The organism is Laceyella sediminis (assembly GCF_003003125.1).
Lineage (GTDB): Bacteria > Bacillota > Bacilli > Thermoactinomycetales > Thermoactinomycetaceae > Laceyella > Laceyella tengchongensis.
The window spans coordinates 51,107-65,274 of the sequence record NZ_PVTZ01000012.1 but is presented as its reverse complement, the minus strand read 5'-3'; the positions used below and the strand labels follow the sequence as shown (position 1 = coordinate 65,274).

Here is a 14,168-nt window from a genome sequence, read left to right as displayed (position 1 = left end):
CATCCGCTATTTACCAACCCCCTAGGATTTCCGGCCGTCCATCCGCCGGGTGCCCGAGGCTGGTATTTACGTCGTTTGTCGGTATCATCTGACGGTATCCTAACGGTGTTTATCGCTGTCTATATAGGTATCATGGCCGTATCTCATCCGCTAAACCCGAACGATTTTTAGCCAGGCATCCGTTGGCCAATGCCTTAAATCCGAACAATTAGACGGACTGCAACCGTAAACCCCTAGAATTCACGAAAACATAACGTTAGCTCACGAAAGATACCGAAATATAGCGTTTTCTAATAACTTACAGTTTACCGTACCGTTATTGCGTTTGCTTTAACGATAATAATTGACCCGTCGGTCAAATAATCGGTGTTATCTTAGTTTGCGATACAAACCGTTTATAGTCATCCCCTACCGATATCTTCCGCACTCTTCTGGTTCTCTTCCGGTCTGATAACGAATGATAACGGTAGAGAAGAGGAGGTATTAACGTCCCCGCCTGCTTTCTTCGTATAGGCGGCGAAACTCGTCGCGTAAGACTTCAAATGGCGGCAGGTGGCGCCAGTTTTCACCGTTTAAGATTCCGTATTAATAAGCGCTAACTTTGCTAATTGACGTAACCGGAACGCCCGCCGCCTCGAATTCGTCCCATTTAGCGGCATAGTCCGGGTCAGCATCTTTTAACTGGCTGAATACCCCGCTTAATTTGTTAAACAACGTACCCGAATTAGTCGCGAAGTGGCACTCCGTTGCGGTAGCGGTAACAAGCGCCTCCCCGGTTGGTTTGGCGCTTTAATCTTCGTCGCTATTAGAGCGGAAAATTCGCCCAAGCACCGGGCTTAGTTCCGCCGGACGTTTCGCCGCGTTATGGTTCGGGTTTACACAGTGCTTATTCCCGCAAGTACTAGTTAAGCGGTACCCGTCCGGTATCTGACCGTTATACAACTCGTAAATATATCTATGGACGTAGACAACCCGCCCACCGCGTCTTATTTGAGGTTTTGCAAGTTTCGGGTTATGCCCGCAAAAAATCCAATGACCGTCTTTATCTATCTCGACTTCTATAGGTTTAGCATTGAAATGCGGTGTACCCCGTTCCGGGATAACGATTCTATTTCCGGGTGAGGAACCCGTAATTGTATCGTGATAATTGATATTTGCGTGTTTGCGTTCTTCTCTCATGCGCCGCACCTCCGCTTAATAATCCCTTCGCTAACGTCCCAATAAATACCGCGCCGCCTACAATCAAAATTTCCATATTTCCCATCTCTCCTACGCCTTTATTCGCGTCTGTTTTATTAGAGTTTACTTACCGAAGAACTTAAAGAGTTTCGCCCATCCGCTGGAACCGTGTACCGAATTCCGGGGCGGTAACTTCATCGGAGGGTTACCCATCGGTTTATTCGTTGGTATTACGCTACGTCTAGCCCCGACGCCCCCACGCTCTACGACGCGCGAACCGCCTTCATTCATCCCTAGCGCCTTTTCTGCCGCTTGTCGTCCGATGTCATATAACGCCTTTTTAACGTTGCTAGACGGCATATAAGCGCATGGGTTCCGGCTCACTGGGTCTACGTAAGCAGGGCGGGCGTCTAGCTTCAATTCACGCCACAACCGTTCAACCGCGTCTTTTAGTTCTTCTTCGCTGTCTCCCGTAATTCGTTCCGCCCAATATTCCCGTTGTTCATCAGGTATGTTATACTCGTTCATCAGGTCATTTTTTACCTTATCTAGCCATTTCGTTTTGAAGGGCGCGAGCCGTTCAAGCTCCGCCCGTAGTTTCTCAATCTCGACTTGCGCGTTCATGTGTTCTTTCCGCAGTGCGGTGTATTGTTCTATTTCGATAAATCCGCGCTCCGCGTTATCATTCCGGTCTGTCATCCGTTAGCACCTCCGTTTAGAAGTTAAAGCGGCTTGCGTCGTTGCGTTTTACGGCCATCTTATATAAGCGGTAGTTGGTAAGCGGGTCATTCTGTTTAATCGCCGCCAATTGACGAAGTTTTAAATCGTATTCATTTTGCTTATGCGCGGATTTCAACTCCGCATGAATTTTACCGAGCTTCTCTTTAATCCGTGTCTTGCTGTTCCCTGCGGCTCCTTCTGTCAAAGCGGCGGCAATCCGACCAAAGCGACGCAGAAGGGTTAACCGCTCGTTGTCGTCCATCGCGGATACCTTAATAGCGAGCAAATCCGCTAATCCTTCTTTGTCGTCCGTGTATTGCGCTTCTGCAATGAGGTTATCGGCGTAGGCGTTAACAGTTTCCGACGCTTCGAACGGTACGGAAAGCGATTCCCGCGCAAGCTCCCGCTGAAGTTTCGTAAGTTCTTCCGTGTATTTCTGTTTTAATGCGTTCATATCTTCTTCGAGAATCGCCTCAAGCTGTCGGAGTTGAAAGCGGCGCTCCGCCTCGTTGTCCGCGTAACGCTCGTGGTGTTTGATTTCGTCGTATTGCTTTTTGAATTGGTTCAAGCGGTTATCGATAGTAACGGAAATCGCTTCGAGTGCAGGGAAGGAAACGCTAGAGGCTTTGCCCTCTTTAATTAACGCTTCCGCGCGATGTTGTTCTACCGTATAGATATTTCCGCGTTCGTAACGTCTTCCGTCTTGTGCCGTCGTGCTTTCCGTTACGAAAACGGATTGCTCAACCATTTTCTCTCCGGTTTCTTGGTTAACGTGAATCGTTTGGCTTTTCATAAATATCTACCTCCGAAAATTTGTTATTAGAGTACTAGCCCCGTTTCCGGGTCGTTGTTGATTAACTCAGCGTCTTTAATGGTAACGCCGTATTCTTGCAGTCGTTGACGTGTGATTTTCGTTAGTGGGAAGTTGTTCCTACGCTGTGAAAAATCCTTATGAAGCGGAATAAAATTCGTCTTAAGGCTGATATACTTGCCGCCGTGTTCCGCTACTGCCTTCGCCGCTTTGTCTAGCGTCGAGTGACAAATCCCCGATTTATGCATGTAGAGCGATTCAAAGGTTATAATGTCTATCTCATTACCTTCCGCGTCGGTAATAAGCGCAACGGCTTTCAGCCCTCCGTCACGGATAAGGCGTAAATCGATAATGTATTCTTTACTCATCGTTTATCGCTCCCTTTGTTTTCTTGTAAGCGCGCTTCCAGATACGCAATGTAATACTTCAAATCGGCTATCTTCTGTTTTTCGCGGGCTAGCCGCTTCTTCACGATTTCGTTTAACTCGGCTTGTGTAAATAGTCGTTGTTCCGGCTCCTTACCGTTTTCCATGCGTCATACCTCCCGTTTAATCGGTTTCGTTGTATTTAAAAAAGGCTCCCGGTGTTTAATCGGAAAGCCTTTTAACTCATGCTTTGTTCTAGATACTGCGCGACTAACGGAGAGTGTCCATATCTTTCCTTCTTATGCTCCGCTGTAATTACTTCGCGCTGTTCCTCTGCCGTTGGCATCATCCAATGAGAGATACCATATTCTTCAAATAGGCGCTTACGCTCTTCGCGTGATAGTTCCCAATACTCTTTAGGACTCGTCGGAATTCTCATTATTCGCCTTCTCCTTCCGCTTTAGTGATGCTATCGAAAAGAGTCTGCAAACGCCGCAACTCCAGCACATGCGAGTCTGTAAGGCCGAACCGCTCGGCAATCTTACGCGACATCCGTGCGGGAATCTCACGTTTGCGACTATGTGAAATGTGGGATTCCGAGTAGCCGACGCGTTTCGCTAGTTCGCGGCGGGTGATGGATAAGAGCGAGCATAAGACGTCCAAATCGCGTCTTGTCATGAGAATCGTCAACCGTTTGTTATTCATGGCAATCGCCTCCTTAGATTTTTTTATCGAGATAATATTTAAACAGGTTGCGCATGCGGCTAGACGGAATATAAACGGTAATGCTTTCGCCGTTTCTAATCCGCGCACGCCATACCCACTGTAACAAGTCGCTCAACGCTAACAAATCTTCATTTACTCTAACACCAGCGTCTTCAAAGAACGCTTTTTCAATCGGTGACATAAAACGGTTGTATACATATGCTAGATATTGGCGGTCTCCATACTCATTAGTAGCGCGCGCCGTTACGTGTAAGAAACTTTTAGCGTAACCCTTACCTTTTAGCGCGTTTTGTCTCGCTTTTAGCGTCGTCCATAGATTTTCGTTAGTTTTTGAGCCGCAATGTCTTCTGAAGAACGTGTAAAGGTTTTTCTTCAATCGGTCTATTGTTTTATCGTTGGCGTTCTTCAACCACGTAGCGGAAAGCGCGTTCCGTCGGTCTCCAATCTCGTTTAACTTGCCCTCGTAAATCGTGATAAGCTGTTTCAAGCTCTCGCGGTCTTCGTTGTCCCTGTTATACTCGGTCAAATCGTATCTGTCGCCGTTCCGCTTGACGCTCTTATATTCGTATTTGATGCCGTGTAAATCGTAGTAATAGCGCTGAATCTGACCGTCAAATAAGTACGTAAGGATAAACACGTTGTCAAACGTTGGGAAAATCCTTGCCGGAAAACTCCAAATTAAAAATTGGTTACGGTGCATGAACAGATTCCCGGATTCTGCTAGCCGCTTAATATCGGCGAACAACCCGTCGTCATAAGGGTATAACTGCCAGATAACCCGATTATTTTCGACTCGCACGATTTCTTTTTCTATTAACAATTTGACGTCGCTTACTTTAACGGGTGCCTGTTCTATAACGGTCATTACTTCATCTAGAATCAGCGTGTAGCCCGCACCGTCGAGGAGTTCAATTAATTCGTCGTCCGCCGCTTGGAAAAGGCTGTGCGTGGCTACGATGTTTTTACCTTCCGCAATCAATTCTTTTAGATTGTTCATTTTGGAACCGCGTTTGATTTGCGGAGACAAAAAGTCTTTAAATACCTTTGTTTTATCCATTACACGCTTAACTTCGTCAAGGAACGGCGTAATATAAATAAAACGTTGGTCGGTGCCCGCTTCGCTCATGTACTGAATAGCCCACGACGTTTTTCCGCTTCCCATGATTGAATCAACTACCGTAATCACTATCGACCATCTCCTTTTTTATTTTTTGAATGTCAAATAAGCGACGGCGTGAATGCCCTCACTTTGTAACGGCGCGGCGACTCCTTCGCTTATTACCGCTTATTACTACTTAGGTTTTATTACCGAGTATCTAACAATTGTTTAGTGTTAGTAATAAAGGCGATAGCCTTTATAAAGTGCTTTAGCACTTTTAAAAAGTACTATTATTTCTTTTAAGGAATGGAGTCGAAAACCCGCATGAATACTGGACTTTTTAAGCATTTGTGCACTTTTTAGGTGCACAGAAGAAAAAGATGTTTAAGGGCTTCGCCCTGCCATCCTTCGCTAGCGCTTCGGCTGGCTACAATCACTTCCTTTCCGGTATATCTTTCGGGTAAAAGATGCCGCTAAAAGATACCGATAGCCGCGCCCTCTCGTTATTTACCGGGCGGGGTCTATTGTTCGGGAAGTCTTTTTCATAGAAAAGAGCGTAGCCACCCGGAGGAGTCGCCAGCACCTTTCATGAAAAAAACCGTCACTATACATTACTGGGAAATAGGCCGTTTCGCACACCTAGACGCCAATTTTCTTTATATAAAATGCTAAAATCGTTATCGCCTCCCGCGAAAAAATCCGTATATGATACCTTACCGATGAGAACGCTGTTTCGCACACTATTCAGCGAAATAACTTTCGGTTTTATCTGTAAAAAATTGATTATCAGCGCAAACAAAAAAGACGCGAGCCACGCAAGCCCACGCCTTGCAACGTATAAAATACTTGGTTGATGCGCTCATGAACGGTTCCCCGCTCGGTGTCGCGCTGGATAATGAAGCGTTACACGGATACAAGTAAGCGATAAGATACGAGTAAAAAACGATTAAGATTATTTTTGTGATACGGGTTAACCCCGCTCACCTCGAAAAAATACCTCTCTATTGAGTACAAACACAAGTAGGTGCCTTTTATAAGGGTTTACCGGAAAAAAGTTAAATTTATTTCGTGTGTGAGTCGGAATATCGTAAAATACCCCTTCACTATAGCAGTAAGACGAAACGGCAAAAATATAAGAGGCGACGGTCTACGAACAAAAAAAATAACTGCCTAGAAGACAGTTTAAATGTTGATAGGTACCAAATTTCTTTTTTCCTTAATAAATCGCACTGCTTTGTCTAATGCAACATAGTCCCCGTACTTAATTTCCATAGCGTCTATATCTTTTGACCATAGGCATAGCAGATTGTTTACCGCTTTCGGGTGTTGGTATGTTTCCCATAACCATTTAATTTCATTTTCGATGAAATCAAGGTATGTAGTAAAAAAGAATCCCGCCCACTCAACGCCTACCGCTTGTTTCCTTTCTATTTCCGGGTACTCTCCTAATTCATCTTCCAAAACACGCATTTCAGCATACTTTTTAACCGACTTTACGGGAAAACCTAGCATTTCCCCTAAAACAATGTGTTTCTCATACTCGTTTTTTGCAACGTTCATACGCTCTAAGTACATCTCTTTTAGCTGACCGTTTTGGAAGAAGATATACCCGTTAGGATTACCTTCATACGGATTGATATATGGGTACTGAATAAGCTGTTCGTAGTAAATTTCATTGAATAGCTTACCCTTCCAGCCTAACGTCACCGGTTTGTACCCGTCTAAAAACGCTTGCTCATACCTCTTGCCCAAAAGAAACGCCCTCCCTATTAAGAGTGTAAAGCTAGTGCTAGTATAACTTAATAGAGAGGGTGTTATCCACGGAATATTTTGTCTAATTATCGATTAATCTGGTTCTACTACAACCGAGCATCTAGCACATTTCCATTCCCCATTACTCCAAGATAGTTGGTCGTCTTTTTTACAAACATGACATTGCGACGGTTTAGGTGCTTTATAGCGGACGAAAACAAACTTTCTACGCACCTCCATTACCTCCTTTCTATTGAGGATGTGGTAAATTCGGTAGCGCGGATAGAGTTCATTCATTTCTGTATATTCTTATTATAATGTATCGGATAAAGGAAATAAAAAATGCCGGGAAAATCCCGGCATATGTAGCGTTACTTTTAAGTTGAATAGCGGATTGGTCAGCAGATAAAAACCCACCGCCGGATACTTCCGGCTCATCTCGCTGGCGGTCGATTTAATAGCGTCCTGCGCGTTATGGAATACTTGCGCCTGTTTCTCCGCTAACATTTAACATCATCCTTTCAGTAATAGAAATAGATTTATAGTAAAGGCGCGGTGTGCGCCGTTTACTCGTTATCCGGCTAATCCGAGTTCCTCTTCTAGTTGTTTCTTCGCGTTGCCTGCCTTCCACTCGGAACAGCCCGCCAATTTCGCCAACCCTCGACGGGTGGGAACTTTTCCCGTTCTCTTGTATTCGTGTACCGCCCACTCATACGGCGTGGTAGGTTTGTCGGTTTGGTCGGTCTCCTCGATTCCATCCGCTTGGGCGGTTTCGTCGTTTTGGGTGGTTTGGGTGGCACCCGTTGGCTGGTCGGTTGGTTGGTCAGTTACCTCCTCCGGTTGTTCAGGTTGGGCGGTTCCTCCCGGTTGGTTGGTCGGTTGGTTGTTATTCGTTGGTCGGTTGGTTGCTTCCGCTTGGGCGGTCGGTAGCGGTTGGGCGGATTCTTCCGACTTGGCGACGTCTTGGTTGGTCTCATCCGCTTGGTTGGTTTGGGCAGTATCCGCTACTTGGGCGGTTTCATCCGGTTGGTCGGCTTTGTCGTTGTCTTCTGGTTGGGCGGTTGGTTGTTCCGGTTGATTGGTCGGTTGGTCGGTCTGTTCTCGTTGGGTGGTTGGATGGTTTGGGTGGTCTGGTTGCTCCGGTTGGTCGTGGCGGTCTGGTCGGGCGGTTGGTTTTTTCGGTTGGTCGTTTTCCGCCTTCTCCTCCGGTTCCTGTTCCGCGTTCTCGTCCGCCTTCTTCGTGGCGTTAGTCATAATCGCTTCCATAATCAAAACGGCGGAGACTATAGAGCTTCCGAGCAACCACCCGTCAATTCCGTATTTATATGTGGCGGCGATATTAGACCAGCCAACGAGCGCGACGCCTTGAATAAATCCCAGGTATGCGGGAGTTCCTGGCTTATACCCGCGTAGACGTGCCGCCGCTAGATTGATTCCCCCGACAATGAACATTGTTTCGCTCATAATGGTAGCAACCCACGCCTGCCGCGACGTGTACCCTACGCCCATAAACAAATCATGTGTATGATTAACGCTAATATATACCGCGCATACCAGAACTAACAGCGCTGATAAGGTGTTTAACAGTTTCATATTATCTCCTCCATATCCGCTGTTAAGCGTATTTGTTTTAGTCCGCCATATCAGGCGTAATATTCACATCCGGTCATAGTCTCTTCATAGAGAGCGTCTAAACAGTTGCGCAAAACTCCGTTATAATAGCCCGTTAACGAGCGTACTTTTCCTTTCTTGAATGCCTTAAATGATTCTCTTAACGCATACAATCCTATATCGGTTAGCTCGTTAATGTCGTAACCAGAGCGTAACCATTTAATATTCATCAGAAACACGCCGTAAATTTTGTATAATAGCTTTTTATCTCCTGTATGATTGAGTACTAGACTTTTGAATCGGTTGTACGGGTTTTTTCTAGAAAAACGTTTATTAAACTTCTCTATGATGCTTTTAGAAATTACTGCTTCGTCGTCATTTTCGACGGTCTTATCGCTTGTCTCGCTTGGCTGTTCCGGTTCTTCCCGTTGTGACAAATGCGCTGTGTCATTAGTAGAATATGGCAATAGAATATATAAATTCGAGCCGTAGCCGCCCGCTTTTTCTCGTAATACGTTCTTCTTCGCAATAATGCGCAATTCGATGAGTCGGTCAATCGCGCGGATAACCGTCCGGCGACTGATTCCGATACTTTCGGCTAAAGTGTCATGTTTAATGAACGCGGTACCGCAGAATTTGACCGCGTAGCGTGCTAGTAGCTTATAAACAGCGATAGCGTTTTTATTGAGTAAGTGCGTTTTATGATACAAGTGCTTGGCGACAGTTCCGTTCAAGTGTTCAACGTTTTTGAATAGCGAGTATTTCTTTGCGAGTTGCGCGTAGTTATTAGCGGTTTTATTAGCGGTTTTATTAGCGGTTTTGCTCATGCTGTCGGCTCCCCTTTACCGAGAGCCCCGACTAACACACGATTATTAGTGTAGCGGTATTGAAGCATATCCCGCCCACTTGCTATAATAAAAACCTCTTTAATGTGTTTTGTGTCGTTGTGTGTCGTCGGGCTTATGCTCGGCGCTTTTTTTATGTCTGAATGGCTAAACTCGGATATTTTGTATAGGCGAAAACTTGGCGTGTGTCTTCGATATGTCCGCGTCGGTCATCTGTACATATCGCCGAACCATTGAGATGGAAGAATGACCTAGAATCTTCTGCAATGACATTACGTCGCCGTTATTCAGAAGGTATTGCGTCGCAAAGCTATGACGTAGAACGTGCGGCGATACTTTCCGCGTAATCCCCGCTTCTTCCGCGTACCTCTTTAATCGCTTGCGGAATATCTCCCGTTCTAGCGGATTCCCGTAGACCGTGCAGAACAGATAAACGCAATCTATTTCCTTTACCTCGGCTATTAGCTCTTTTAGTAACCGCCCGGTCTTGGGGCTGAACGGTACGAACCGGAATTTACCGCTCTTAGCGTTCTCGGCTTTAACGGTAATGTTTTGTGTCTTAAAGTCGATATCATCAGCGGTAAGCGCGAGTGCCTCACTGATTCTCAACCCGGTGTCTAGTAGTAGAACGATTAGAACGTAATCCCGAAATCCAGCGAATCGCTTAGTATCAGGAATGCGTACCAGCCGCTTTATTTCATCCATCGTTAGCGCCTCTACCGCGTCCACGGGTTCTTTAACGAGCTTGACAGCATGGAAAGGGTTGTCATCGGTGTATTTTTCGGATTTTAGGAAGTTAAAGAAATCGCGCAAATGTTTCAAATGCGTGTTAACCGTGGAAGGCGATAAACCCGCCGTTTTATAGTCGTCATCGACAAATTGGTTATTTTCGTGTTTTACGTGGTTATACCGTAGATAGGAAATGAACTCCCGAACGGTCTGAACGCTTAACGCCCGCAATGATACGTCTTGATGTCCGTTGTCTTCGACGAACTGTAAGAACTTGTTAACGGCTAGCCGCTTGTTAGTTAACGTGCCTTTCGCGGTGCCCTCCGCTTGTTTGGCGTAAATGTACATTTCGAATAGTTCCGGTAGGCTTGCTAACGTTTCATTAGAACGACTTAACGCCCGCTCTAGCTTCGCGCGGCCGCGTCTTCCGTTTTTCGGCAACAAAAAAACCCCCCTTAACACGCGCAAATAACGTGTCAAGAGGGTTAAGGACGGCACAAAAAAAGGTGTACCGCTACCTTACCGAGTGAATGAACGTTAACACTCCGGTAAAATAACGGTACACCAACGCTTTTAAACCGTGTGGTGGAGCATAGCGGGCTCGAACCGCTGACCTCTACACTGCCAGTGTAGCGCTCTCCCAGCTGAGCTAATGCCCCGTATTCAATTGACTACAATAGTTATTGTATCCAGATGGAACACCCATGTCAACAACAAAATACCCATTCCGGGAAAGTTATTTTATTCCACTAACAAAGCCTTTCATACAAACATATTATCTACCCACCTCGCTTCTTCCTGCCATCACAGCAGGCTCCTCTCATCATCCCAAGATTCAGACTTCGCAAAATTCCCCTCTGCATCTAAGCGGCATGGTATGATGCTTACAGGAGGTTTGTCGACATGGAAAAGTTACTCACTCAATCTAAACCATTACAAGAAAACGGGTTCATTCGTTTCGACCTTAAACAAATGTGGTCATATCCGACACTGGGGGAAGAGTTGTCACAATTGCAACAGGCGTTCGCCGATCTGCCGCCTGATCCTTATGCTCCAAATCACACACGTTTCCGCCGCTATTCCCGGGCTATTATCTTGCCATGGGATAGCACGTTTTACTGGCTACCAAACCATATTCGGGAAGATGGCGTGGAAGTCTGCGAATATTTTCAAGGGACCTTTAATGCCGAGCATGTGGATACCTACCGGGCATTCGCACCGCTGTCTGAAGCGACCAAGGCCAATCCCCTGTTACATAACATCATCCTCCATGATTACGAGCAAACGTTTTGGGAAGCGCGCGACTTGGTGATGCCCATTCATGTCGGTGTGCATTTGGTCAATTTTCTTGTGAAACCAGGTGAAGAAGCATTCGCATCCCCCAACCACATCCATCAGGACGGCGAGCCGTTCACATTTGCTCATCTTATCACATACCGCAATGTGAAGGGTGGCCTTAATGCCATTGCCCATCCCGACTGTACTGGCAAGCAGTTGGATGAGGTTCCGGAACATCTGGTTCACACGCGATTCACCTTGACCGAACCACTGGACTCCTACGGCGTTTGCGACAGGATGGTCAGCCACTATGTCAGCCCTGTCACTTGCGGCCCCAACGGTAGCATCGCAGAGCGCGGCATGTTGCTGATCGATTATACGCCGACGGTGATAGCAATCACATAATTCAGCCTAGTTGACATAGTAATGTTTAAATTATAACGAACAATAAAAAAGCCAAAGCCCACGGAACAACCTACCGTGGGCTTTTTGCTAAAAGATCAAGTCTTCCAGATTGAATTCATCTGATTTTTTCTTTTGCAATTCTTGCTTGTGCCACTTCGCATCGGCGACGGCCACTTTGTTCAATTGCATCGTATCATTGTAGCTGAGCACCACCACATGTTGGCCCAATTGGTAGTAAGATTGTTTCACTTCTCTTTTGACCGGATTGCCAAATACCTTATTCACTCCTGCAATTTTCCAAGGTTTATCCTTTTGCTCCACTTCGATTCGGGTGAGTCTGTCTTCGTGGAAAGTTAATCTGATCGCTTGATTCTTGTATTCATAGCCGATGCGTTTGATTTTCTGCTCTTTATCTTGCTCTTCATACACCAAGTCCTTGCCGCAGGTGGTCAGTACCTGGTCATAAGTAGTACCCAAAGCGCCGCAACCATACGCTGGCAAATCCCCAGCTTGCATGTATTGCTTCAGCTTTTGCGCTGCGGGTTCCCCACCAGCCAGGGGCAACTCTTTATCTGGGCTCGCTTTGTATTCCTTTTGCAAAGCCGGAACGGATTTGTTCTCCCCCTTAGGTCTGATGCTGCTTCCTTCCAAGCGGATTGTGCGCAACAACCGCTTGTCTGGATCATACACGAAGGTCACTTTGTTCTTGCCCACAGGATAGGCATATTCGCTCACTTCATCATTAAGGCCATTGTGTTTCGTGTCATTAAATTCTTTTTTCACCTTATTGAAAGTCACCTGTGCGAAAGCAGGATCAGTTACTTCCATCTCCGTCAGCACTTGGTTGGTGAAGAAATACGACACCGTCCGACCTGCTTCCCCTTTGATCCGCACTTCATGTCTCAATTCAAACGGGGCAGTCGTTGATTGCGAACGCAATTGGTACACATAGTTTGGGCACTCTTTCATCACATCTTCTAAGCGATCCCCCAGTGCGCCGCAATCGCCGTAGATCAATTCATTCTTCTGTGCCAATCGTTTGGTCTTCACCTCTACCGGCTCATTTCCGGCAATCTGCATCACCCATTGGTTGGTTTGGTCCTCGAACGCAATCAAAATTACACTCAAGATCCCTGGGATCAACAGCACGCCAAAGATCGCGGACAACCATTTCCTTTTTTTCGACATGATCATTTCCCTCCCTTGCCATTAGCGATAGGTTTGTTTCTCTTTAAACTCCCTTTTGATATAGCCAAAATTCGGCTCAAACATATCGGCTCGGCGTAACCAAATGTCTTGGCACTTGTTATCGCTGAAAGAGAAAGTAATCTCTTTCCCATCTATCTTGTATGTAAGATAAAAGGATTTGGTATCAAACAACGTGCTCTCTTTCTCCTGCATTGGCTTACCAAACACTTGCTTCACTTGTTCCGGCGTAATGGCGAGCGAAGGTCTCTCCACCGTTTTAAAATTTTTCTCCGAATAAGAGAAGGTGTTCACAGAAATGGAAGCCAACACCCCACGATAAAACTTGGTCTTGATCTCTCTGTTTTTGAAGGCCCAATTCACATATTGGGTTTCTTCTCCCATGTCGTAGCCTTTTGCAGAAACGAGGGCGCCGCACTTCTTGTACACCTCTGCCAAACTGCTTCCCAACGGGCCGCAGTCGTAGTTAATCATATCCCCTTTGTCAAAGGCCGCCTTCAACTTGACCACCGCATCCATGCCACCTCTCGCTTCTTTGTGAGCAGGCGCCCGATGAACTCGGTTAAATGGGTCATACTTCTTGATATAAGGGTATTGTTTGGGATCTTCTAAATCGATTTGTAACAACTTTTTGTTATCCTTGCGAACAGTAAATTTTAATTCTTGTCCGCCTTCCATGTTGTATGTGAATGTCTGCGTTTTAATTTTCTCTTTGCCCTCTGTTTTCTCGAATTCAAACGGCTTATTATTTGTTACGCCAAACGTGCGCCTGATATCGTCCAACGTCGTCGACAGAAACATGTTGTCGATCACAGATATCCGTTTCAATCTCTCATTATTAAAATCAAGTAAAATGATATGATGATCGCCTTTTTGATAGCCCAGAGTTTGAGTTATCGCATCAGATAAGATCGTTCTTCTACTCAATGCGGGTTCACCACAGTTGTCCACCACGCCGCGCACGGTAGAGCCCAACACGCCGCAATCGTAATGGATCAAGTTCCCATCCTTAACCAATCGTTTCAATTGATCCATCTCGGTTTCTTTCGCCTGTTCTATCCCCAACAGATCCCATACCCATTCTTTCGCTTTTCCCTCGTATGCCGTCAATACGATCGACATCACCGTAGGAATGAGAATCACCCCGAACAAAAACGAAAAAAAGCGCTTCAAACGCTTGCGCTTCGGCTTGTCCCGATTTACCGGTTTGTACTCAAGCTCATCTTCAGCCTTATCTTGCATCAAATCATCATTGATATCATCCGACACAAAGCGACGGCCCATCGTACTCACTCCTTTTCCATGTTTCTCCTGACATTTCTTCATCTTAGCAGAAAACCAAACTGAAAACAGTTGCAAAAATTAAAATAAAGAATGAAAAGGCACTCTTTCCTTATTGGATGAGTGCCTATGTTCCGGTCACGCTTCCCACCAGCAAACCA

At 45.9% G+C, this 14,168-nt stretch carries 16 protein-coding genes and 1 tRNA gene; 1 reads left to right on the top strand and 16 read right to left on the bottom strand.

Annotated elements, in window-relative coordinates:
- Positions 1-789: 789 nt before the first annotated feature.
- From CLV36_RS13520 to CLV36_RS13460, 14 genes are all read right to left on the bottom strand, one after another.
- Positions 790-1,179 carry an HNH endonuclease gene (locus CLV36_RS13520; protein ID WP_106343013.1) on the bottom strand — a complete coding sequence of 130 codons (390 nt, stop codon included), beginning with the start codon at positions 1,177-1,179 and terminating at the stop codon, positions 790-792.
- A gap of 123 nt (positions 1,180-1,302) precedes the next feature.
- Positions 1,303-1,878, bottom strand: coding sequence for a hypothetical protein (locus CLV36_RS13515; RefSeq protein ID WP_106343012.1), 576 nt, complete (start codon positions 1,876-1,878; stop codon positions 1,303-1,305).
- Positions 1,879-1,894: 16 nt separating this feature from the next.
- Positions 1,895-2,692, bottom strand: a complete 798-nt coding sequence (locus CLV36_RS13510) for a hypothetical protein (RefSeq protein ID WP_106343011.1) — start codon at positions 2,690-2,692, stop codon at positions 1,895-1,897.
- 26 nt (positions 2,693-2,718) lie between these two features.
- Positions 2,719-3,078 carry a hypothetical protein gene (locus CLV36_RS13505; protein ID WP_106343010.1) on the bottom strand — a complete coding sequence of 120 codons (360 nt, stop codon included), beginning with the start codon at positions 3,076-3,078 and terminating at the stop codon, positions 2,719-2,721.
- Positions 3,075-3,242 carry a hypothetical protein gene (locus CLV36_RS17395; RefSeq protein WP_158283289.1) on the bottom strand — a complete coding sequence of 56 codons (168 nt, stop codon included), beginning with the start codon at positions 3,240-3,242 and terminating at the stop codon, positions 3,075-3,077. The genes CLV36_RS13505 and CLV36_RS17395 overlap by 4 nt, the downstream gene beginning before the upstream one ends.
- A 71-nt stretch (positions 3,243-3,313) precedes the next feature.
- Positions 3,314-3,514 carry a hypothetical protein gene (locus CLV36_RS13500; protein ID WP_106343009.1) on the bottom strand — a complete coding sequence of 67 codons (201 nt, stop codon included), beginning with the start codon at positions 3,512-3,514 and terminating at the stop codon, positions 3,314-3,316.
- Complete coding sequence (locus CLV36_RS13495) at positions 3,514-3,780, bottom strand: helix-turn-helix domain-containing protein (protein ID WP_106343008.1); 267 nt, start codon at positions 3,778-3,780, stop codon at positions 3,514-3,516. Before CLV36_RS13495 ends, CLV36_RS13500 begins: the two co-directional genes overlap by 1 nt.
- 13 nt (positions 3,781-3,793) lie before the next feature.
- Positions 3,794-4,987 carry a hypothetical protein gene (locus tag CLV36_RS13490; protein WP_245888368.1) on the bottom strand — a complete coding sequence of 398 codons (1,194 nt, stop codon included), beginning with the start codon at positions 4,985-4,987 and terminating at the stop codon, positions 3,794-3,796.
- Between the two features lie 1,095 nt (positions 4,988-6,082).
- Positions 6,083-6,652, bottom strand: coding sequence for a hypothetical protein (locus tag CLV36_RS13485; RefSeq protein ID WP_106343007.1), 570 nt, complete (start codon positions 6,650-6,652; stop codon positions 6,083-6,085).
- A 312-nt stretch (positions 6,653-6,964) separates the two neighbouring features.
- Complete coding sequence (locus CLV36_RS13480) at positions 6,965-7,159, bottom strand: hypothetical protein (protein WP_106343006.1); 195 nt, start codon at positions 7,157-7,159, stop codon at positions 6,965-6,967.
- Positions 7,160-7,225: 66 nt separating this feature from the next.
- Positions 7,226-8,245 carry a hypothetical protein gene (locus CLV36_RS13475; protein ID WP_106343005.1) on the bottom strand — a complete coding sequence of 340 codons (1,020 nt, stop codon included), beginning with the start codon at positions 8,243-8,245 and terminating at the stop codon, positions 7,226-7,228.
- A 50-nt stretch (positions 8,246-8,295) separates the two neighbouring features.
- Complete coding sequence (locus CLV36_RS13470) at positions 8,296-9,090, bottom strand: helix-turn-helix domain-containing protein (protein WP_106343004.1); 795 nt, start codon at positions 9,088-9,090, stop codon at positions 8,296-8,298.
- A 165-nt stretch (positions 9,091-9,255) separates the two neighbouring features.
- Positions 9,256-10,278: a tyrosine-type recombinase/integrase gene (locus tag CLV36_RS13465; protein ID WP_106343003.1), complete on the bottom strand. Its 1,023-nt coding sequence runs from the start codon at positions 10,276-10,278 to the stop codon at positions 9,256-9,258.
- A 142-nt stretch (positions 10,279-10,420) separates the two neighbouring features.
- Positions 10,421-10,496, bottom strand: a tRNA-Ala gene (locus CLV36_RS13460).
- Positions 10,497-10,740: 244 nt separating this feature from the next.
- Between CLV36_RS13460 and CLV36_RS13455 the strand changes: the two genes are divergently transcribed.
- On the top strand, positions 10,741-11,520 hold the full coding sequence (locus CLV36_RS13455) for a 2OG-Fe dioxygenase family protein (protein ID WP_106343002.1): 780 nt from the start codon (positions 10,741-10,743) through the stop codon (positions 11,518-11,520).
- An 87-nt stretch (positions 11,521-11,607) separates the two neighbouring features.
- On the opposite strand, the gene CLV36_RS13450 is transcribed toward CLV36_RS13455, so the two are convergent.
- Both CLV36_RS13450 and CLV36_RS13445 read right to left on the bottom strand, forming a co-directional pair.
- On the bottom strand, positions 11,608-12,708 hold the full coding sequence (locus tag CLV36_RS13450) for a hypothetical protein (protein ID WP_106343001.1): 1,101 nt from the start codon (positions 12,706-12,708) through the stop codon (positions 11,608-11,610).
- Positions 12,709-12,729: 21 nt separating this feature from the next.
- Positions 12,730-14,010 (bottom strand): hypothetical protein, encoded by a 1,281-nt coding sequence (locus tag CLV36_RS13445; RefSeq protein ID WP_106343000.1) that lies wholly within the window; start codon positions 14,008-14,010, stop codon positions 12,730-12,732.
- Between the last annotated feature and the right edge of the window lie 158 nt (positions 14,011-14,168).

What these genes read in the sequence shown, in the direction of transcription:
- CLV36_RS13515 (WP_106343012.1), bottom strand. Translation starts at nt 1,878, where the DNA reads ATGACAGACCGGAATGATAACGCGGAGCGCGGATTTATCGAAATAGAA.
- CLV36_RS13500 (WP_106343009.1), bottom strand. Translation starts at nt 3,514, where the DNA reads ATGAGAATTCCGACGAGTCCTAAAGAGTATTGGGAACTATCACGCGAA.
- CLV36_RS13450 (WP_106343001.1), bottom strand. Translation starts at nt 12,708, where the DNA reads ATGTCGAAAAAAAGGAAATGGTTGTCCGCGATCTTTGGCGTGCTGTTG.
- CLV36_RS13455 (WP_106343002.1), top strand. Translation starts at nt 10,741, where the DNA reads ATGGAAAAGTTACTCACTCAATCTAAACCATTACAAGAAAACGGGTTC.
- CLV36_RS17395 (WP_158283289.1), bottom strand. Translation starts at nt 3,242, where the DNA reads ATGGAAAACGGTAAGGAGCCGGAACAACGACTATTTACACAAGCCGAG.
- CLV36_RS13505 (WP_106343010.1), bottom strand. Translation starts at nt 3,078, where the DNA reads ATGAGTAAAGAATACATTATCGATTTACGCCTTATCCGTGACGGAGGG.
- CLV36_RS13445 (WP_106343000.1), bottom strand. Translation starts at nt 14,010, where the DNA reads ATGGGCCGTCGCTTTGTGTCGGATGATATCAATGATGATTTGATGCAA.
- CLV36_RS13470 (WP_106343004.1), bottom strand. Translation starts at nt 9,090, where the DNA reads ATGAGCAAAACCGCTAATAAAACCGCTAATAAAACCGCTAATAACTAC.
- CLV36_RS13475 (WP_106343005.1), bottom strand. Translation starts at nt 8,245, where the DNA reads ATGAAACTGTTAAACACCTTATCAGCGCTGTTAGTTCTGGTATGCGCG.
- CLV36_RS13510 (WP_106343011.1), bottom strand. Translation starts at nt 2,692, where the DNA reads ATGAAAAGCCAAACGATTCACGTTAACCAAGAAACCGGAGAGAAAATG.
- CLV36_RS13495 (WP_106343008.1), bottom strand. Translation starts at nt 3,780, where the DNA reads ATGAATAACAAACGGTTGACGATTCTCATGACAAGACGCGATTTGGAC.
- CLV36_RS13480 (WP_106343006.1), bottom strand. Translation starts at nt 7,159, where the DNA reads ATGTTAGCGGAGAAACAGGCGCAAGTATTCCATAACGCGCAGGACGCT.
- CLV36_RS13520 (WP_106343013.1), bottom strand. Translation starts at nt 1,179, where the DNA reads ATGAGAGAAGAACGCAAACACGCAAATATCAATTATCACGATACAATT.